Source organism: Rhodococcoides sp. S146-33 (genome assembly GCF_059489205.1).
Genome location: NZ_JCAJWY010000002.1, coordinates 274,224 through 291,701, shown reverse-complemented (window position 1 = coordinate 291,701; position 17,478 = coordinate 274,224). Strand labels below are relative to the sequence as shown.

The 17,478-nt window shown below is 63.8% G+C and carries 20 protein-coding genes; 9 read left to right on the top strand and 11 right to left on the bottom strand.

Annotated features, from left to right (window positions below; all coding sequences use genetic code 11):
- Window positions 1-24 precede the first annotated feature (24 nt).
- The 9 genes from AC5WEY_RS10060 to AC5WEY_RS10020 form a co-directional block, all read right to left on the bottom strand.
- The gene (locus tag AC5WEY_RS10060) at window positions 25-504 is read right to left on the bottom strand and encodes a Fur family transcriptional regulator (RefSeq protein WP_495646525.1); all 480 of its coding nucleotides are present in this window, start codon (window positions 502-504) and stop codon (window positions 25-27) included.
- Window positions 505-597: 93 nt separating this feature from the next.
- Complete coding sequence (locus AC5WEY_RS10055) at window positions 598-867, bottom strand: metal-sensitive transcriptional regulator (protein WP_057475771.1); 270 nt, start codon at window positions 865-867, stop codon at window positions 598-600.
- Between the two features lie 52 nt (window positions 868-919).
- Window positions 920-1,339: a DUF302 domain-containing protein gene (locus AC5WEY_RS10050; RefSeq protein WP_495645800.1), complete on the bottom strand. Its 420-nt coding sequence runs from the start codon at window positions 1,337-1,339 to the stop codon at window positions 920-922.
- Between the two features lie 36 nt (window positions 1,340-1,375).
- Window positions 1,376-3,529 carry an MMPL family transporter gene (locus tag AC5WEY_RS10045; protein ID WP_495645799.1) on the bottom strand — a complete coding sequence of 718 codons (2,154 nt, stop codon included), beginning with the start codon at window positions 3,527-3,529 and terminating at the stop codon, window positions 1,376-1,378.
- 167 nt (window positions 3,530-3,696) lie between these two features.
- The gene (locus tag AC5WEY_RS10040; RefSeq protein WP_495645798.1) at window positions 3,697-4,161 is read right to left on the bottom strand and encodes a MarR family transcriptional regulator; all 465 of its coding nucleotides are present in this window, start codon (window positions 4,159-4,161) and stop codon (window positions 3,697-3,699) included.
- Between the two features lie 10 nt (window positions 4,162-4,171).
- Entirely contained in the window at window positions 4,172-5,980 is a 1,809-nt protein-coding gene (locus AC5WEY_RS10035) for an acetyl/propionyl/methylcrotonyl-CoA carboxylase subunit alpha (RefSeq protein WP_495645797.1), read from the bottom strand.
- 14 nt (window positions 5,981-5,994) lie between these two features.
- Entirely contained in the window at window positions 5,995-6,219 is a 225-nt protein-coding gene (locus AC5WEY_RS10030; RefSeq protein ID WP_235581648.1) for an acyl-CoA carboxylase epsilon subunit, read from the bottom strand.
- On the bottom strand, window positions 6,216-7,826 hold the full coding sequence (locus AC5WEY_RS10025) for an acyl-CoA carboxylase subunit beta (RefSeq protein WP_495645796.1): 1,611 nt from the start codon (window positions 7,824-7,826) through the stop codon (window positions 6,216-6,218). Before AC5WEY_RS10025 ends, AC5WEY_RS10030 begins: the two co-directional genes overlap by 4 nt.
- 41 nt (window positions 7,827-7,867) lie before the next feature.
- Window positions 7,868-9,010, bottom strand: coding sequence for an acyl-CoA dehydrogenase family protein (locus tag AC5WEY_RS10020; RefSeq protein ID WP_495645795.1), 1,143 nt, complete (start codon window positions 9,008-9,010; stop codon window positions 7,868-7,870).
- Between the two features lie 94 nt (window positions 9,011-9,104).
- Here AC5WEY_RS10020 and AC5WEY_RS10015 point away from each other — a divergent pair, with 94 nt between their 5' ends.
- The 6 genes from AC5WEY_RS10015 to AC5WEY_RS09990 all read left to right on the top strand — a co-directional run bounded on the left by AC5WEY_RS10015 (window position 9,105) and on the right by AC5WEY_RS09990 (window position 12,564).
- Window positions 9,105-9,686 carry a TetR/AcrR family transcriptional regulator gene (locus AC5WEY_RS10015; protein ID WP_230592549.1) on the top strand — a complete coding sequence of 194 codons (582 nt, stop codon included), beginning with the start codon at window positions 9,105-9,107 and terminating at the stop codon, window positions 9,684-9,686.
- Between the two features lie 81 nt (window positions 9,687-9,767).
- Window positions 9,768-10,787 carry an LLM class flavin-dependent oxidoreductase gene (locus AC5WEY_RS10010; RefSeq protein ID WP_495645794.1) on the top strand — a complete coding sequence of 340 codons (1,020 nt, stop codon included), beginning with the start codon at window positions 9,768-9,770 and terminating at the stop codon, window positions 10,785-10,787.
- Window positions 10,788-10,871: 84 nt separating this feature from the next.
- Window positions 10,872-11,678: a transglutaminase-like domain-containing protein gene (locus AC5WEY_RS10005; RefSeq protein WP_057476529.1), complete on the top strand. Its 807-nt coding sequence runs from the start codon at window positions 10,872-10,874 to the stop codon at window positions 11,676-11,678.
- A 114-nt stretch (window positions 11,679-11,792) separates the two neighbouring features.
- A complete protein-coding gene (locus tag AC5WEY_RS10000) occupies window positions 11,793-11,963 on the top strand; it encodes a CsbD family protein (protein ID WP_027495724.1) in 171 nt (56 codons plus the stop codon).
- An 87-nt stretch (window positions 11,964-12,050) separates the two neighbouring features.
- On the top strand, window positions 12,051-12,308 hold the full coding sequence (locus AC5WEY_RS09995) for a lipopolysaccharide assembly protein LapA domain-containing protein (protein ID WP_495645793.1): 258 nt from the start codon (window positions 12,051-12,053) through the stop codon (window positions 12,306-12,308).
- A gap of 28 nt (window positions 12,309-12,336) precedes the next feature.
- Window positions 12,337-12,564, top strand: coding sequence for a hypothetical protein (locus AC5WEY_RS09990; protein ID WP_495645792.1), 228 nt, complete (start codon window positions 12,337-12,339; stop codon window positions 12,562-12,564).
- A gap of 49 nt (window positions 12,565-12,613) precedes the next feature.
- On the opposite strand, the gene AC5WEY_RS09985 is transcribed toward AC5WEY_RS09990, so the two are convergent.
- Both AC5WEY_RS09985 and thiD read right to left on the bottom strand, forming a co-directional pair.
- Window positions 12,614-12,919 (bottom strand): hypothetical protein, encoded by a 306-nt coding sequence (locus tag AC5WEY_RS09985; protein ID WP_495645791.1) that lies wholly within the window; start codon window positions 12,917-12,919, stop codon window positions 12,614-12,616.
- A 103-nt stretch (window positions 12,920-13,022) separates the two neighbouring features.
- Window positions 13,023-13,814: a bifunctional hydroxymethylpyrimidine kinase/phosphomethylpyrimidine kinase gene (thiD, locus tag AC5WEY_RS09980; protein ID WP_495645790.1), complete on the bottom strand. Its 792-nt coding sequence runs from the start codon at window positions 13,812-13,814 to the stop codon at window positions 13,023-13,025.
- Window positions 13,815-14,173: 359 nt separating this feature from the next.
- On the opposite strand from thiD, the gene AC5WEY_RS09975 reads away from it, so the two are divergent.
- The 3 genes from AC5WEY_RS09975 to AC5WEY_RS09965 are packed head-to-tail and all read left to right on the top strand — an operon-like array spanning window position 14,174 to window position 17,330.
- Window positions 14,174-14,428: a hypothetical protein gene (locus AC5WEY_RS09975; RefSeq protein ID WP_495645789.1), complete on the top strand. Its 255-nt coding sequence runs from the start codon at window positions 14,174-14,176 to the stop codon at window positions 14,426-14,428.
- A gap of 35 nt (window positions 14,429-14,463) precedes the next feature.
- Window positions 14,464-15,741: an APC family permease gene (locus tag AC5WEY_RS09970; protein ID WP_495646524.1), complete on the top strand. Its 1,278-nt coding sequence runs from the start codon at window positions 14,464-14,466 to the stop codon at window positions 15,739-15,741.
- Window positions 15,738-17,330 (top strand): phytoene desaturase family protein, encoded by a 1,593-nt coding sequence (locus tag AC5WEY_RS09965; protein ID WP_495645788.1) that lies wholly within the window; start codon window positions 15,738-15,740, stop codon window positions 17,328-17,330. Before AC5WEY_RS09970 ends, AC5WEY_RS09965 begins: the two co-directional genes overlap by 4 nt.
- Window positions 17,331-17,478 lie beyond the last annotated feature (148 nt).

Here is a 17,478-nt window from a genome sequence, read left to right as displayed (position 1 = left end):
TGACGATCGGGCTGTGATCGGTGGTCACGAACTCTGCTGTGTTCGAGACCGGGGAGGGAACTGAACGGGAACCGCCGGCTGCTCACGAGCGGCCGAACACTGTGCGCAGAGGCCCCAGTAGATGACCTCCGCCTCGTCGATCGTGAAACCGACGGAGTCCGATGCCGTGAGACACGGCGTCTCGCCGACGGCGCAATCGACATCGGCGATGACGCCGCACGAACGACACACGGCGTGATGATGGTTGTCTCCGACGCGCGATTCGTAGCGTGCGGGCGAACCCGCCGGCTCGATCCGCCGAACCAAGCGCGCCGACGTCAATGCATTGAGCACGTCGTAGACCGTCTGCCGCGACACCTCGGGCAGCATGGATCGCACGAGACCGAGAATGGTGTCGGTATCTGCGTGCGGGTTGGTTTCGACAACCTCCAGTACCGCGACCCGGGGACGGGTCACGCGCATACCGGCGGCGCGCAATTGCTCCGCATGCGGCGAGATCGGCATCACGGGATCAGTATCCACCCGCTTTCTGGACCAAGTCAAGTATTCGGTTGGAATTTACCGGCCGTTCTTCACGCAGCTCATCCGAGCAACCCGTCAGGCCAGCGCCAGAAACAGTTTTTCGAGTTCCGCCTCGGTCATCGGCTCCTTGTCGCCTGCGCTTTCTCCCGTCATGCACTCACGTAGACCGGTGGCCACGATCTTGAATCCGGCCTTGTCGAGTGCACGCGAGACGGCGGCGAGCTGGGTGACGACGTCCTTGCAGTCCCGACCGTTCTCGATCATTCCGATGACGCCGGCGAGCTGGCCGTGCGCGCGCTTGAGTCGGTTGAGTACCAATGCGATGCTGTCTTCGTCGCCGATCATGTCGATCCCCTCGGTGGTTGTGGTGTTGAACCCGATGGTACCCCCGGGGGCATCAAGCGTGATCGGATCCGGTACCGCCCAGTGCCGCGATCGCTGCCTGAAGTTTCGCGGTGGCCTCGGAGGCGACCGCACCCAACTCGGGCTCACCGGTGACCTCGACCATGATGGCCGGGTTCATCGCCTCGACGATCACGGACCCCGGTGCCTTCGTGTCCTCGCGCACGATCACGTTGCACGGCAGCAGCAGACCGATCTGCTTCATCACTCCGACAGCGCGATGGGCAAGTCCGGGGTTGCAGGCACCGAGGATCATGTAGCGCTCCATGTCCTCACCGAGTTTCGCCTTCAGGGTGGCCTGCATGTCGATCTCGGTGAGAACCCCGAATCCTTGCTCCGACAACGCCTTTCTCGTGCTGTCGATCGCAATGTCGAAATCGGTGTCGGTCAACGTGGTGGACAATGCGATGTTCATGGTGACTCCTGAAAAGTTGTCGTGTGTGATGAGATGTCAGTGAGAAAAGCGGATGGAGGGCAACGCGGCACGTAGCCATGCCGGCGACCACCACGCGCCGTGTCCGGTCAGCCGTAGCAGGACCGGAAGCAGCACGAGTCGAACCAGGAACGCGTCGAGCAGTACCGCAACGCCGAGGATGATGCCCATCTCTTTCGGAGGCAACGGATCCGACAGTGCGAATGTGAAGAACACTGCCACCATCACTGCCGCAGCGGCAAAGATCACTCGTCCGGAATGGGCCAATCCGTCGACCTGAGCAACCTTGGCGTCGCCCGAGCGCTCGTAGTGTTCCTTCGCGGTGGCCAGCAGGAACACCGTGTAGTCCATGGCGATGGCGAAGATCATCGCAAAGAAGAACACCGGTCCCCAGCCGTCCAAGAATCCTTGTGGGGTAAAACCTAGCAATGATGCGCCGTGGCCGTCCTGGAAGATCAACTTGGCGACTCCGAAGGCTGCTGCCGTGGACAGCAGGCTCACCAGAGTGCCGAGCAGCGCTATCAGCGGGGCCTGCAGCGCCACCAGAAGCAGCACGAAACCGAGGACCAGGATGATCCCGACGACGATCGGCAGGTAGTCGTTCAAAGCCTGCTGAAGATCCAAGTTCTCTGCAGGTGCGCCACCGACGAGTGCCGAATCGGGCAGCGTGGCGCGCAGATCCGCGAGAATCGAGCCCATCGCTTCGTCGGACGGATCCACCGACGGAATTGCCTGCAGCAGTGCATATCCCGAGCCGTCTGCGGCACTCTGCGGCGGCGTCACCATCGAGATCCCGTCGACCGCGGCAGCGACGGTCGCGGTCTCGATTGCTGCCGCGTCGGGCACGACGATCTGTAGCGCTCCCGGCGCACCCGGTCCGAACTGGGCCTGCACGAGGTCGTACCCCTGGCGCACCGGTGCATCCTCCGGCACCACCGCGATCGACGGCATCGCCACCTTCAAGCCGAGTACCGGAAGTGCCAGGGCGATCAGAATTCCCACGGAGACGACCGCGAACGGCCACGGGTGCTTGTGCAACAACTCGCCCCATGCCGCGAACTTCGGGGATCGATGCTCCTGCCGCTTGGCATACGGCAAAGAGGCGGCGTTGACCTTCGGTCCGAGCGCCCCCAATGCCGCAGGCAGCAGCGTCATGGTCGCCAGCAAAACGAAAGCGACGGCCAGCATGATGCCGACAGCCATCGTGCGTACCGCAGGTGCCGGAACGAGCAGCACGGCGGACAGACTCACCAGCACCGTCAGCCCGGACAACACGACGGCTTTACCTGCCGTATCCATGGTTTCGGCCACCGCGGCCCGAGGGTCGGCGGTGCGCAACGCGTCGCGGAATCGAGCGACGATGAACAGGGCGTAATCGATCCCGAGCGCGAGCGCGAACATCATCGCGAAGTTCATGGCCCACACCGAGATCGGAGTGACACCGTTGAGCAGAACGAGACCACCAGCGGACGCGACGAGTCCGGCGACGGTGAGCAGCAGCGGCAAGCCGGCGGCGACGAGTGATCCGAACGCAAGCACCATGATCGCCAATGTGACCGGCCACGAGAACAATTCGGCCTGAATCATGGCATCGTGGTTCGCCTTGTCGAAGTCCGACCACAGGGCCGACGAGCCGGTGGGATACACCTCGATTCCGTCGGTCGAGAGCGCGGTCAACCGCTCCTTCACATCGTCGACGGCCTTGACCATCTCGTCGGTCGTGCCGTTCGCTCCGGCCATGACGATGCCGGTTCGTCCGTCCGGGCTGATCGTCATCCCCGGCTGCGGCAGGACGACATCACCGAATCTGGTGTCTCCCGAGAACACATCGGACACATCGCCGATCACTGCCTGAACCGCGGGATCGGTGACGGGTGCCGCGTTGGAGTGGACGACCACCTGCACCGCAGCCGAGGAATTACCGCCGAAGTGCTGCTGGGCCAACTCTCGAACCTGGACGGATTCGGATCCGTTCGCCTGCCATCCCGCTCCGGCCAGCGACGAGAACACCGTGGGCGCAAAAGAACCCAGGCCCACGAGCGCGATGAGCCATATGCCGAACACCCATCGCCGAAGAGTCACCATCGAGCCGCCGGCGCGGCCGAGCACGCCAGGCCCGGCTACCGGCCTGTCATCCGGTGGACGAAGAAGTTCGGCATCGCGCAGCGACATGGTGCTCCTATACGGGTGGGGGTATCGATCGGAGTAGACGAAACCCCGAACGATCGAACGGGACCACCATCGCATATACCCAAGGGGGTATGCAAGTACCCCTGGGGGTACCGGCCCCCAGGGGTACTCGAATTCACAGCGGACGCGCCGCTGACGTCAGTCGTCGATCAGCGGCGGCCGTTCCACTGCCTCTCTATCCCCCGCAGAACCTCGAGCGTCTGGGCCGAGTCTGCATCGACGGCCATCCGCGCCCGAGCGCGCTCGAGCGCACGCTCGGCGCGCGTCACGGCACGGTGGCCCGAGTCGGTGGCCTCGACCAAGTACTGCTGCCGATTCCGCGGATTGACGCTTCGAACAAGCATTCCGGCGTCCACCAGGGTCGCGGTGGTCGCGGTGATACTTGTTCTGTGCCGCACCAACTCTCGCGACAGCATGCTGTACGACGTCGGCCCTCGCCTGCACACCAGTTCCAGAACCTCGTACCTCGCCCAGCTCAGCCCCTGCGCGTCCAGTGCCTCCGCCAGACGGACCCGCGCGGCCGACGCCATGCGCAGCACCGTCGACACGATTTCGAGCTCGGTCGAATGCGCCGGAGACGTATCACCGTCGAAGGATTCGGCGAGGGCAGTCATCGGATACTCCCTATTTGATTTCGGTGAGGACGGTGCCTTGGGTGATGGCGTCGCCTGCGGTGACGGACAGGCCGGTGACGGTGCCGGCTTTGTGGGCGGTGACGGGGTTTTCCATCTTCATCGCTTCGAGGACGGCGATGAGGTCTCCGGCTTCGACGGTTTGTCCTTCTTCGACGGCGACTTTGACCACGGTGCCTTGCATCGGGGCGGTGACCGCGTCACCGGACGCCGCCCCTGCTCCGGCACCGCCACGGGTGCGGGCTTTCGGCTTGCGCCGCACCGCACCGGCAGGTCCACCGTTGCCGCCGCCTCCGTTGCCGCCGAGGGACAGTTCCCCGGGCAGGGACACCTCGACGCGGCGGCCTCCGACCTCGACGACCACCGATTGGCGCGGCAGCATCTCCTCGTCGTCGATCGGTTGTCCGGCGGTGAACGGGGGAACCTGGTTGTCCCATTCGGTTTCGATCCACCGAGTGTGCACATCGAACGAGTCGCCGTCGCCGACGAACGCCGGATCGGAGACCACCGCAGCGTGGAACGGGATCACCGTCGCCAACCCTTCGACGGTGAATTCGGCCAACGCCCGACGCGAGCGGGCGAGGGCTTGTTCGCGGGTGGCTCCGGTGACGATGAGCTTGGCGAGCATCGAATCGAACTGGCCACCGATCACCGAGCCGGATTCGACACCCGAATCCACGCGCACTCCCGGACCGGACGGGGCGGTGAAGGTGGTGACCGGTCCGGGGGCGGGCAGGAACCCACGTCCGGCGTCTTCACCGTTGATCCGGAACTCGAACGAATGCCCCCGCGGGGTCGGGTCTTCGGTGATGGACAGTTCCTCGCCGTTGGCGATCGCGAATTGTTGCAGGACGAGGTCGATGCCGGAGGTTTCCTCGGTGACCGGGTGCTCGACCTGCAGACGAGTGTTCACTTCCAAGAACGAGACGAGGCCGTCCTGGCCGACGAGGTATTCCACCGTCCCGGCGCCGTAGTAGCCCGCTTCGAGGCAGATGGCTTTGGCGGAGGCGTGGATTTCTTTGCGTTGGGCGTCGGTGAGGAACGGGGCGGGGGCCTCTTCGACGAGTTTCTGGAAGCGGCGTTGCAGGGAGCAGTCGCGGGTGCCGGCGACGATGACGTTGCCGTGCTGGTCGGCGATGACCTGGGCTTCGACGTGGCGGGGCTTGTCGAGGTAGCGTTCGACGAAGCATTCCCCGCGCCCGAATGCGGCGACGGCTTCGCGGGTGGCGGAGTCGAACAGTTCGGGGATTTCCTCGCGGGTGCGGGCCACTTTCATGCCGCGTCCGCCGCCACCGAAGGCGGCTTTGATCGCAATGGGGAGGCCGTGTTCGTCGACGAACGCCAAAATCTCGTCGGCGTCCTTGACCGGTTCGGAGGTGCCGGGGACCGAGGGTGCTTTGGCGCGGGCGGCGATGTGGCGGGCGGTGACTTTGTCGCCGAGGTCGCGGATCGATTGTGGGGAGGGTCCGATCCAGATCAGGCCTGCGTCGATGACGGCTTGGGCGAAGTCGGCGTTCTCGGAGAGAAATCCGTAGCCGGGGTGGATGGCGTCGGCTCCGGACTTGGCGGCGGCATCCAAAATTTTGTCGATCACCAAATAAGATTCCGCCGACGACTGCCCGCCGAGTGCGAATGCTTCGTCGGCGAGGCGGACGAAGGGGGCATCGGCGTCGGGTTCGGCGTAGACAGCGACACTGGCCAACCCGGCATCAGCAGCCGCCCGGATCACCCGCACCGCGATCTCACCACGATTGGCAACAAGAACCTTGGTGATCTTCCGATGAGAATTGGACGTGGTCATATTGTCGAGTTCCTTCACTGGCCGTATCGGGCATTGACGAAAAGAGCTGGGGCGCTGGCGAGTCCATATCGATGCATATCTTCCGGTCGACCCCACAGATCGAGCACCGGCGGAGATTCTTGGACCACGGAAGTCTGCGCAGCAGTCAGCACTGCGACAACCGCGGCGATATCGGCATCGGTCGGACGCCCACTGAACGTCCAACTACCCTGGACAGCAACATGATTCGCTTCGCTCATAGGGGGATGTTTCCGTGTTTCTTGGGTGGGAGGGTGACTTGTTTGCGTTCGAGCAGTCGTAGCGCGGTCACGATCTGCCCGCGGGTGTGACTGGGCGGGATGACGGCATCGAGGTAACCACGCTCGGCAGCGACATACGGGTTGACCAACGTGTCCTCGTACTCCTGCTGCAACGTCAAACGCAACGCATCGACATCCTCACCGTTCTTCGCGGCCTCGAGCAACTGCTTGCGATAGACGAACCCGACCGCACCCGAAGCCCCCATCACCGCGATCTGCGCCGTCGGCCACGCCAAATTCACATCGGCACCCATGTGCTTGGACCCCATCACGTCGTACGCCCCGCCATACGCTTTACGGGTGATGACGGTGATCTTCCCGACCGTCGCCTCCCCGTAGGCATACAACAACTTCGCACCCCGCCGAATGATCCCGTTGAACTCCTGCCCCGTCCCGGGCAGGAACCCCGGCACATCCACCAACGTGATGATCGGAACGTTGAAACAATCACACGTACGCACGAACCGCGCCGCCTTCTCCGAGGCATCGATATCCAACGTCCCCGCGAACTGGGTGGGCTGGTTGGCCACGATCCCCACCGACCGGCCGTCGACCCGCCCGAACCCGACGATGATGTTGCGGGCCCGCCCCTCCTGCACTTCCAGGAATTCGTCGTCGTCGAGGATCCGGCGAATCACCTCGTGCATGTCGTACGGAGTGTTCGGCGAATCCGGAATCAACGTATCGAGCTCGAGATCCTCCGCCGTCAGACAATCCTCGATCGCCCCGACAACCGGGTCCGAGGGCACCGTCCGCGGCGCGTCGGCACGATTGTTCGACGGTAGGTACGACAGGAGGTCTCGTACGTATTCGAGGGCGTCGTGCTCCCCGGACGCGACGTAATGCGCGACCCCGGACTTCTCCATGTGGGTGTGCGCGCCACCGAGTTCTTCCATGGTGACGTTCTCCCCGGTGACGGTCTTGATGACATCGGGGCCGGTGACGAACATCTGGGACGTGCCGTCGACCATGACCACGAAATCGGTCAGGGCGGGCGAATACACGTGCCCACCGGCGGCGGGGCCCATGATCAGCGAGATCTGCGGGATCACCCCGGACGCGCGGACGTTGCGGTGGAAGATCTCCCCGTACAACCCGAGCGAGACCACCCCTTCCTGGATGCGGGCCCCGGCACCTTCGTTGATCCCCACCAGGGGACGTCCGGTCTTGACCGCCAAATCCATGACCTTGACGATCTTCTCGCCGTAGATCTCCCCGAGGGAGCCACCGAAGACGGTCGCGTCCTGGGAGAACACGCACACATCACGGCCGTCGACCGTGCCGTAGCCGGTGACGACACCATCGCCGAGGGGGCGGTTGTCTCCCAACCCGAAGTTCTGGGACCGGTGCCGCGCCAACGCATCGAGTTCGACGAACGAGCCCTCGTCGAGCAGGGCGGTGATCCGCTCGCGCGCAGTCAACTTGCCCTTCGCGTGGACCCGCTCCACCGCCGCCTCACCCGAGGGATGCTCCGCACCCGCGAGACGTTTACGAAGATCGGCCAATTTACCCGCAGTGGTATGGATATCGGGTTCGGTTGTCGTCATGCAGATGTCCCCTACGTTGTTGGAAAGCCGGGTACGGACAGTCAGTTGGTTGCGAGCGATCGCGCGATGACCAGACGTTGAATCTGGTTGGTGCCCTCGAAGATCTGGGTGATCTTGGCGTCGCGCATGTATCGCTCGACGCGGAAGTCCCTGGTGTAGCCGTAACCGCCGAACACCTGAACTGCGTCGGTGGTCACCTTCATGGCGGCGTCCGTGGCGATCAGCTTTGCCACAGAAGCATTGCGGGAGTAGGGAAGTCCTGCATCCCGGCGACGTGCTGCATCGAGATATGTGGCACGGGCGGAATCGACCGCAGCCGCCATATCGGCCAGCACGAAGCCCAGCCCCTGATGGTCGATGATCTTCCTGCCGAACGCAGTGCGCTCCTGGGCGTACTTCACTGCATCGTCGAGCGCTGCCTGGGCGATTCCTACTGCGACAGCGGCAATTCCGAGCCTTCCGGCATCCAGCGCACTGAAGGCGATCTGAAGTCCTTGGCCCTCTGCTCCGATTCGCCATTCGGTGGGTACGTGCACGTTGTCGTAGTGCGCGGAGGTCGTCGGGATAGCATGCAACCCCATCTTCTCCTCGGGCTTGCCGAAGCTCAGTCCCTCGGTTCCGTTCGGAACGAGGAAGCACGAGATTCCCTTCGAGCCTTCTCCGGTGCGAGCGAAGAGATTGTAGAAATCGGCCACACCGCCGTGCGTGATCCAGGCCTTCGATCCGTTCACTGTGTAGCCGCCGTCGGTTGCCGTGGCCTTGCAACTGAGCGCGGCGGCGTCCGAACCGGCCTGCGCCTCGGACAGCGAGTACGCGCCGATCTGTGCGCCGCCGAGCATGCCGGGGAGCTTGTCTTCCTTCTGCTGATCGGTACCGAACGCCATCATGGGATAGCAGGCCAGACCGTGCACGCTCACCGCGACAGCCACTGCGGCCCAACGTGATGCCAACTCTTCGAGAACCTGCAGGTAAACCTCGTAGGGCTGGCCGCCACCGCCCCACTCTTCGGCGTACGGCAGGCTCAGCAGGCCCGCCTCGCCCAGTGTCGCGAACACCCCGTCCGGGTAGGTCTCCCGGCGTTCGTGTTCGTCGACGATCGGGTCGAGTACCTTGTCCGCCACATCTCGGGTGAGCGCTATGAGGTCACGTGCTTCTGAGGTGGGCAACAGGCGATCGACGGGCACGGACAACCTCCGGGACTTTCAGCATCAGTACTGCAGGGTGATCCGCAGTACTGATGCACAGTACTGCACAAGTCGATGCAGTACCATCCTTGGTGTGAACGCACCCGTGACCTCGCACGCCACGGCGCGCCGTTCCGAGCTCTTCGACCAACTCGTGAGCCTGTTCTTGGCCGAGGGATTCGCGCACCTCACCCTCGACACCATCGCGGCACGGCTTCGCTGCTCCAAGTCCACCCTCTACACCCTGGCGTCCAGCAAAGATCAGCTGGTCGGCGCAGCCACAGTGCACTACTTCAAGTCCATGACCACCCAGGTCGAGAACGCCGTAGCCGAGGTGGACGGCACGCGCAATCGCATCACTACCTATCTCACCGCCGTCGGAGCAGCACTGGAATCGGCATCGGAACAGTTCATGACCGATCTGGCATCACTGGAGTCGGCGCGTTCGGTGTACGAACGCAACACCGCAATCGCCGCACGACGCGTCCAGGAGCTGATCAGCGAAGGAGTCGCCAGCGGCGAGGTGCGTGACGTGCACGCGGCCTTCGTCGGCGACGTCGCATCCTCGGTAATGGTCCGAATTCAGACGCGAGAGGTGTTCCGTCTGACCGGCCTGAGTGACGGAGATGCGTACCTCGAACTGGCGAAATTACTGACTGCCGGAATCGGGGCATAGCAGCGCAGTCGGGAATGAATTCACCCAGACTCGTGCTGAAGTACAGTGAACATAGTTGATCCTTCAACGAAAGAGCACGTGATGAAGAAGATCGGATTCCTGTCCTTCGGTCACTGGTCCCCGTCCCCGCAGTCACAGACGCGATCGGCGTCGGATGTGCTACTGCAGTCGATCGATCTTGCGGTGGCAGCCGAGGAACTCGGAGCCGACGGCGCGTACTACCGCGTGCACCACTTCGCCAACCAGCTTGCCTCTCCGTTTCCGTTGCTCGCCGCCGTCGGTGCGAGAACGAGCACAATCGAAATCGGTACCGGCGTCATCGACATGCGATACGAGAATCCCTTCTACATGGCCGAGGATTCCGGCTCGGCCGACCTCATCTCGGGTGGACGGTTGCAACTCGGCGTGAGCCGAGGATCGCCCGAGCAGGTCATCGAGGGCTACCGGTACTTCGGATACTCCCCCGCGGAGGGCTCCGATCATGCCGACATGGCTCGCGAGCACACCCGCATCTACCTCGACCTCCTCGAAGGCAAGGGCTTCGCTCAGCCGAACCCGCGGCCGATGTTTCCCAACCCGCCCGGACTGCTGCGCCTCGAACCTCATGCACCAGGTCTGCGCCAACGCATCTGGTGGGGTGCGGGCACCCGCGAGACGGCCGAGTGGACAGCACGCCAGGGCATGAACTTGATGAGCTCGACCCTGCTGAGCGAAGACACCGGAGTGCCCTTCCATCAGTTGCAAGCCGAGCAGATCGAGCGTTTTCACAAGACGTGGAGCGACGCAGGCCACGACTTCGCTCCTCGAACATCCGTCAGCCGCAGCATCTTTCCGATCGTGAGCGACCTCGATCGCGCCTACTTCGGACGGGAGGGAAGTGGCGACGACCAAGTCGGCTACCTCGACGGCGGCAAGGCGCGATTCGGCAAGACCTACGCGGGTGAGCCCGATCGGTTGATCGAAGAACTCGCCGCAGACGAGGCGATCGCCGCCGCGGACACTCTCCTGCTCACCGTCCCGAACCAGTTGGGCGTGGACTATTGCGCTCATGTAGTGGAGACGCTGCTCAGCGAGGTGGCCCCCGCACTGGGGTGGCGCTGATCACTCCGTGACCAGGCGCGATTGGTTTCGGTGAATACGGGTACTGGCAGCAGGTTCACCCACCGCCACCTGCCAGGAGTCCCCATGCTCAAACGTGACGTATCCGCGCGCCTCGATGTAGACATCACCGCCGCCACCACACTCGAATTCCAAATCGCGATTGCTCCGCACCCGGGCACGACGGTCACCGAGTCTCTGTCCTTCGTCCTCGACGGCAACCCGATCGAGGCGAAGGAAGTGAGCGGGCCGCACGGTAACCGAATTCACGTCATGCCTGCCGACGTGGGCAATCTGCAGGTGTCCTACGACGCCACCATCCTGGGCAACACCGCTCCGGCTCCGGTCACCGATTACGACATGTCGCTCTATCTGCGACCGAGTCGGTACGCCGAGGCCGACAAGTTCTACGGTTTCGCCGCAACAGAATTCGGCGACTACGCGGACTCCGAGGAACTGCTGGCGAAGATTTCGGCGTGGGTCGGCGCTCGGCTGAGTTACGTTCCGGGAAGCAGTGATCCGATCGACGGTGCTGTCGATACGTTGCTCGCCGGACAGGGCGTCTGCCGGGACTACTCGCACCTGGTGGTCGCCATGCTGCGTGCGGTCAACGTGCCGGCCCGCCTGGTGGCGGTGTACGCACCCGGCTGCGATCCGATGGACTTCCACGCCGTGGCAGAGGCGTTCGTGGGCGGCCAATGGCGCGTTGTCGACGCCACCTGCCTCGCACCCCGGTCGACACTGGTGCGGATCTCCGTCGGTCGCGATGCCGCCGACACGGCATTCCTGGACAACCACAAGGGTGCCATCACGCTGAACAGTTCCGTGGTCACCGCCGTGGTCGACGGCGAGCTTCCGCACGACGACATCACCGAGCTGGTCTCCCTCACCTGATCGCCCTCGTCGCATCAGTGATGTAGATCACACTTCCTCGGCGTTTGCTTTCGGTCGAGAAAACCGACTATCTATCCGTTACCAACATTCACAGCCACCTGAAAGGCGAACACCATGAGCTTCATCGACAAGGCCAAGAACGCAGCAGAAGACGCCATCGGCAAGGCGAAGGAAGTTGTCGGCGACGCCACCAACAACAAGGACCTCGAGGCCGAGGGCAAGAAGGATCAGGGTTCGGCAGGCGTGAAGAAGGTCGGCGAGAACATCAAGGACACCTTCAAGTAACCCCCACCCCATCGAGTGCCGCCGATCTCGATGATCGGCGGCACTTGCACTTCATCGACCTTCACACCCGAGAACGGAAAACCCATCATGACCGCATCGACCGACACGAAAACCACCAAGCGCAGCGGCGGATTCGCCTCGAAGCTCGCCCTGCTCATCACCCTCGTACTCGTCGCAGCACTGGTGATCTTCGTACTGCAGAACACCGTGCACACCACGATCAACTTCCTGGGCTGGAACTTCGATCTCGGCCAAGGCGTTTCGCTGCTCGGCGCAGCCGTCGTGGGTGCCGTCATCGCGCTCACTGCTACCGCCGCACTGAAGGTTCGACGCGCCGTCCGCTGACCGACTCCCACACGAGAGGATCTTTTCGATGCTTCCCCTGCTGGCACGCAAGTACCTGTACCGCTACCTCATCGTGGCAATCGGGCTTCCCATCCTCGCTCGACTGTTGGCTTTCGCTGGGCAGAGCCTCGAAAAGCGAACGGGCAAGGACAACGTCGTGTCCAGGGGCTTGAAATCAGCCGGCAGTTTCGCACAACGGCGGGCCGACAAGGCTCAGGGCAAGAAGGAACGCAAGTCCAGCAAATCCCTGCGCTAGGCCGGTCGGCGGACACGTCGACCGGTTCTACGGGGCACTCGGATTTCGATCAGTGTCCCGCCGGGTCGGTCAGCGACTTGCCTTCCATGGCCTTGACACGCTTGCGCTCCAAGAGGACCAGGGCAACACCGGCCAGGAGAAGAACCGGAGCGGCAATTGCCCCGATCCACACCCACCCGCTGAATCCGTACCCCGCCGCGGTGAGAGTGAGACCGAGGCTCACCAATGCCACTCCGATGCAGATGTAGCCGGGCCAGTTGCGGGTGTCGACAATCGCCTCACCCGCGTGCCCGCGGGTTGTCCGATCGTCGTCGGTCGCCCCGGCGTCGGCTTCGCGCGAGTTCTGGTCTGCCATGTGGATCCCCTCCGGATTCGGACCGTTTGCTCTATTCGAGACAAACCGTCCACCTTGCCTGCCCGATCGAGGCCGGAGGTAAACCTGGCGTTGGACCGGACGGTCAGTCGTGCCAACTCACCGCAGCGAACGGAGCCCGGCTCGCGAGCCGGCCGACGATGCCGGCGTGCGCAAAGTCCTTGGCCGTCGCAACGGCGTCGAGCACGTCCGCGCCCTTTGCCAGCTCTGCGGTGATGGCCGCTGCGAATACGCAGCCCGCACCCGACACGCGTTCTTCGCCTACTTTGGGAGCGCGCAGCACCGTCAGGTCGGAACCGTCGTAGACGACGTCGACGGCTTCGTCGCCGGGCAGCCCGGCACCACCCTTGACCACCACGAACCGCGGTCCGAGGTCGGCGATTCTCTTCGCGGCTTCGCCGAGGTCGTCGACGGTGACGATCTGGTCCATTCCGGACAGCGTCTGCGCCTCGAACAGATTGGGGGTGATCACGGAGGCCAGCGGAAGAATGTCGCGCCGGAGGGCATTGTCGGTATCGAGCGCGGCACCGGGTTCCTGGCCTTTGCAGATCAACACCGGGTCGACGACCACGTGCCGCCACGGCTGCAAACGCAACGAGTTCGCGACCGCGTCGACGGTGCCGGGGGTACCGAGCATGCCGATCTTGACGACATCGAGATCGTGTGCGGCAGTGGCGACTTCGATCTGATCGGCGATGACCGAACTGTCGATGGGGACGAACCGGTGACCCCAGCCGGACTTCGGGTCGAACGAGACGATGCAGGTGATCGTTCCGACGCCGTACACCCCGAGCCGCTCGAATGTCTTGAGGTCTGCCTGCAGACCAGCTCCGCCGGTGGCTTCCGAGCCTGCAATGACATACGCGATTGTCGACATGCACTCAGTATGACAATTCGCGGTCGACCGCGAATCAGGTGGTCGGCATCCGATTGAGTCCGGCAGTTTCGGGGCATACGACCGGTTCGGGGCGTTTTCCGACGACCCCACCCCGCGTTGTACATCGACTTCGAGCCCAGGAGCAGCGGACACCACGAGAGTTCGGAGGCCGAATCGTGCCCACCCAGCGGAACACGACAGCCAGCTGTGACGACGTATGGGACGTTCTCACAAACGGATGGAGCTACGCGACATGGGTTGTCGGCGCTTCTCGAATACGTGCCGTCGACAGCAATTGGCCTGCTGCCGGGAGCTCGATCCATCATTCGGTCGGCGCGTGGCCCGCGGTACTCAGTGACGTGACCCGATCGGTGGGAATGCACGTCGGGCGTGAAATCCGACTCGAGGCGCGTGCACTGCCCTTCGGAAAGGCGTCGATCGTGGTGCGATTGCATCCGACAGCGACCGGATGCCGCATCGAGATCATCGAACATGCGATCACTGCACCGTTCGACCTGATGCCGGACCGCATTCAGCATGTGCTCGCGCATCCACGCAACGCCGAGGCGTTGCGCAGGCTTGCACTTCTGGCCGAGCGGTCCACTGCACCGTGAGCAACACTCCACTGCGACAAGCAGTCTCGGGGAAGATGCTGTTCGTGTTCATTCTCGGCGACGTGCTCGGTGCCGGAATCTACGCTCTCGTCGGCGAGATCGCGGGTGAGGTAGGCGGAGCTATCTGGCTTCCTATGCTCGTCGCCCTGCTGATGGCGCTGCTCACCGCGGCGTCGTACGCGGAGTTGGTCACCAAGTACCCACGAGCGGGCGGCGCAGCCGTGTTCGCGCAACAGGCGTACGGAAAACCGCTCGTCTCGTTCCTGGTCGGGTTCTCGATGCTCGCCGCTGGAGTCACCAGCGCGGCCGGTCTGGCGCTTGCATTCTCGGGCGACTATCTGGGCGTGTTCTTAGACGTGCCGGCCGTACCCGCTGCGGTGATCTTCCTGCTGCTCATCGGTTTGCTCAACGCGCGCGGGATCACCGAGTCTCTTCGGGCCAACCTCGTCATGACGGTGGTCGAAGTGTCCGGTCTGGTCGTCGTCATCGCGCTGGCCGGTCTCGTACTGAGCCGCGGCGATGGCACCCCCTCTCGCGTCCTCGAATTCACCGATGAAACAACCCCGACGCTGGCCGTGCTCGGAGCGGCCCTGCTCGCGTTCTATTCGTTCGTGGGCTTCGAGACTTCGGCGAACATCGCCGAGGAAGTCGAGGACGTGCGTCGGGTCTACCCCCGCGCCCTACTGGGTGCCGTCACGGTGGCCGGCGCGGTGTACGTGTTGGTGGGGCTCGCTGTCTCGACCGTCGTGCCTGCCGACACGTTGGCGCAGTCGACCGGCCCACTGCTCGAGGTCGTCACCGCCGCAGACGCCGGTATCCCGCCCTGGGTGTTCAGCCTGATCGCACTCGTCGCGGTGGCCAACGGCGCATTGCTGACGATGATCATGGCGTCGCGACTGACATTCGGGATGGCGCGGGACGGTCTCCTCCCCGGAGCGTTGGCCAAGGTTCTGCCCGGTAGGAAGACACCGTGGACGGCCATCGTGGGCACCACCCTCGTCGCAATGATTCTGTGCTCGACCGGTTCCGTGGCAGCATTGGCCGAGACAGTCGTACTGCTCTTGTTGTTCGTCTTCGTGAGCACCAACGTCGCGGTTCTCGTCCTGCGCGGTGATCGTGCGGATACCGACCACTTCCGAACGCCCACAGCACTTCCCGTCCTGGCGCTCATCACCTGCGCGGTACTGCTGACCCAACAGTCGGGAGCAACGTGGCTTCGGGCCGGACTGCTCCTTGCGGTGGGAGTCGCGTCGTATTTCGTCAGTAGGGTTCTCAGCAGCAGGAACACCGAACAGAGGAGCATTTCCCCATGACTTCCACCGAAGTCGACGCAATCGTCATCGGCAGCGGTCACAACGGATTGGTGGCTGCTGCAGCGATGGCCGACGCGGGCTGGGACGTCGTGGTCCTCGAGGCTGCCGAGCACCCAGGCGGTGCTGTGCGCAGCGCCGAGCTGGTTCCGGGTTTCACCAGCGACCTTTTCAGCGCCTTCTATCCGATGGCGCTTGCATCGCCGGCCATGACCGCACTCGAGCTCGAACGACACGGGTTGCAATGGTCGCACTCCCCAGCGGTGTACGGCCACGCCCGATCTCCACAGGACACCGACGCGCCGGTGGTCCATCATGCCGTCGAGACCACGGCCGCAATGCTGGCCGAGCACGACGCGCGCGACGGCGATACCTGGCTGCGGCTCTTCGAGCAATGGGAACTCGTTCGGGGGCCGCTCCTCGGTTCCCTGTTCGGACCGTTCCCGCCCGTGGCACCCGCAGCTCGGTTGGCCCGCGCCCTCGGACCGTCCGAAACCCTGCGTTTCGTGCGTTTCGCGGCCCTTCCCGCCCGGGTGATGGCACACGAGCTGTTTCACAGCGAGGCTGCGCGTTGCTTGCTGCTGGGAAATGCCATGCACGGCGACGTGCCCACCGATGCCCCGGTGAGCGGAATGATGGGCTACCTGCTCACGATGCTCGCTCAGGATGTCGGGTATCCCGCACCGGTCGGTGGATCATCAGCGCTGACCGGCGCTCTTGTTCGCCGAGGGGCCGCATCGGGTGCGGCGCTCGAATGCGGACAGCTGGTCGAGTCGATCGACGTTCGCGGCGGTCGCGCGCGCGCTGTGCACACGGCGGCCGGTGACACGTTCCGTGCCCGTAGGGCAATCGTCGCCGATGTGTCGGCACCGGCTCTGTACGGCTCGCTGCTTCCGTTCGACGCAGTTCCGCGCCGAGTGCACGACGACCTCCGCACTTTCGAGTGGGACACCCCGGTCGTCAAGATCAACTACGCCCTCGATCGTCGAATACATTGGAACTCACCGTCTTTGGCGGATGCAGGCACCGTTCACCTCGGTGCCGACGACAACGGCCTGGTGCACTGGGCAGCCGACCTCACCACCGGAAATCTCCCACAGAGCCCGTTCATGCTGTTCGGCCAGATGACCACAGCCGATCGGAGCAGATCGCCGGAAGGTACCGAAAGCGCGTGGGCCTACACCCATCTACCGAGAGGCGTCGTCGACGATGCGTCGGCCGACACCGTCGCCGACCGCGTGGACAGCGTTCTCGAAGCGCATGCGCCGGGATTTCTGGATTCGATCGTCGGTCGGGTCGTGCAGCGACCGAGCGATCTGCACGGAGCCGATCCCAATCTGTACGGGGGCGCAGTGAACGGAGGGACAGCACAGCTGCAGCAACAGTTGATTTTTCGGCCGACCCCGGGGCTGGGAAGGTCGGAGACCCCTGTCGAGGGTTTGTTTCTCGGTTCTGCATCAGCACATCCCGGCGGCGGGGTACACGGGGCAGCAGGCCTCAACGCGGCACGGGCTGCACTCGGTCAGCGCGGAGTACGCGGCTGGATGAAGAAGAAAGTCACCAGTTCGCTCATCGAGTTACTGGCCAGGTAGTGGCGTTATCGAACCGAGATCTTTCGTTATCGGTTCGATACATTCGGCGACGCCTTCCGAAATCGGGCACTGGCATAGTTGACAGCACAACAACTCAGCGCCTCGCGCCGTACGGGTACACCGATCGGTTCGAGCGCTTCGGGGAAGA

Coding starts and splice junctions, on each gene's coding strand:
- AC5WEY_RS10060 (WP_495646525.1), bottom strand. CDS start 504: ATGCCGATCTCGCCGCATGCGGAGCAATTGCGCGCCGCCGGTATGCGC.
- AC5WEY_RS10055 (WP_057475771.1), bottom strand. CDS start 867: ATGATCGGCGACGAAGACAGCATCGCATTGGTACTCAACCGACTCAAG.
- AC5WEY_RS10050 (WP_495645800.1), bottom strand. CDS start 1,339: ATGAACATCGCATTGTCCACCACGTTGACCGACACCGATTTCGACATT.
- AC5WEY_RS10045 (WP_495645799.1), bottom strand. CDS start 3,529: ATGTCGCTGCGCGATGCCGAACTTCTTCGTCCACCGGATGACAGGCCG.
- AC5WEY_RS10040 (WP_495645798.1), bottom strand. CDS start 4,161: ATGACTGCCCTCGCCGAATCCTTCGACGGTGATACGTCTCCGGCGCAT.
- AC5WEY_RS10035 (WP_495645797.1), bottom strand. CDS start 5,980: ATGACCACGTCCAATTCTCATCGGAAGATCACCAAGGTTCTTGTTGCC.
- AC5WEY_RS10030 (WP_235581648.1), bottom strand. CDS start 6,219: ATGAGCGAAGCGAATCATGTTGCTGTCCAGGGTAGTTGGACGTTCAGT.
- AC5WEY_RS10025 (WP_495645796.1), bottom strand. CDS start 7,826: ATGACGACAACCGAACCCGATATCCATACCACTGCGGGTAAATTGGCC.
- AC5WEY_RS10010 (WP_495645794.1), top strand. CDS start 9,768: ATGAAGAAGATCGGATTCCTGTCCTTCGGTCACTGGTCCCCGTCCCCG.
- AC5WEY_RS10005 (WP_057476529.1), top strand. CDS start 10,872: ATGCTCAAACGTGACGTATCCGCGCGCCTCGATGTAGACATCACCGCC.
- AC5WEY_RS10000 (WP_027495724.1), top strand. CDS start 11,793: ATGAGCTTCATCGACAAGGCCAAGAACGCAGCAGAAGACGCCATCGGC.
- AC5WEY_RS09995 (WP_495645793.1), top strand. CDS start 12,051: ATGACCGCATCGACCGACACGAAAACCACCAAGCGCAGCGGCGGATTC.
- AC5WEY_RS09990 (WP_495645792.1), top strand. CDS start 12,337: ATGCTTCCCCTGCTGGCACGCAAGTACCTGTACCGCTACCTCATCGTG.
- AC5WEY_RS09985 (WP_495645791.1), bottom strand. CDS start 12,919: ATGGCAGACCAGAACTCGCGCGAAGCCGACGCCGGGGCGACCGACGAC.
- thiD (WP_495645790.1), bottom strand. CDS start 13,814: ATGTCGACAATCGCGTATGTCATTGCAGGCTCGGAAGCCACCGGCGGA.
- AC5WEY_RS09970 (WP_495646524.1), top strand. CDS start 14,464: ATGCTGTTCGTGTTCATTCTCGGCGACGTGCTCGGTGCCGGAATCTAC.
- AC5WEY_RS09965 (WP_495645788.1), top strand. CDS start 15,738: ATGACTTCCACCGAAGTCGACGCAATCGTCATCGGCAGCGGTCACAAC.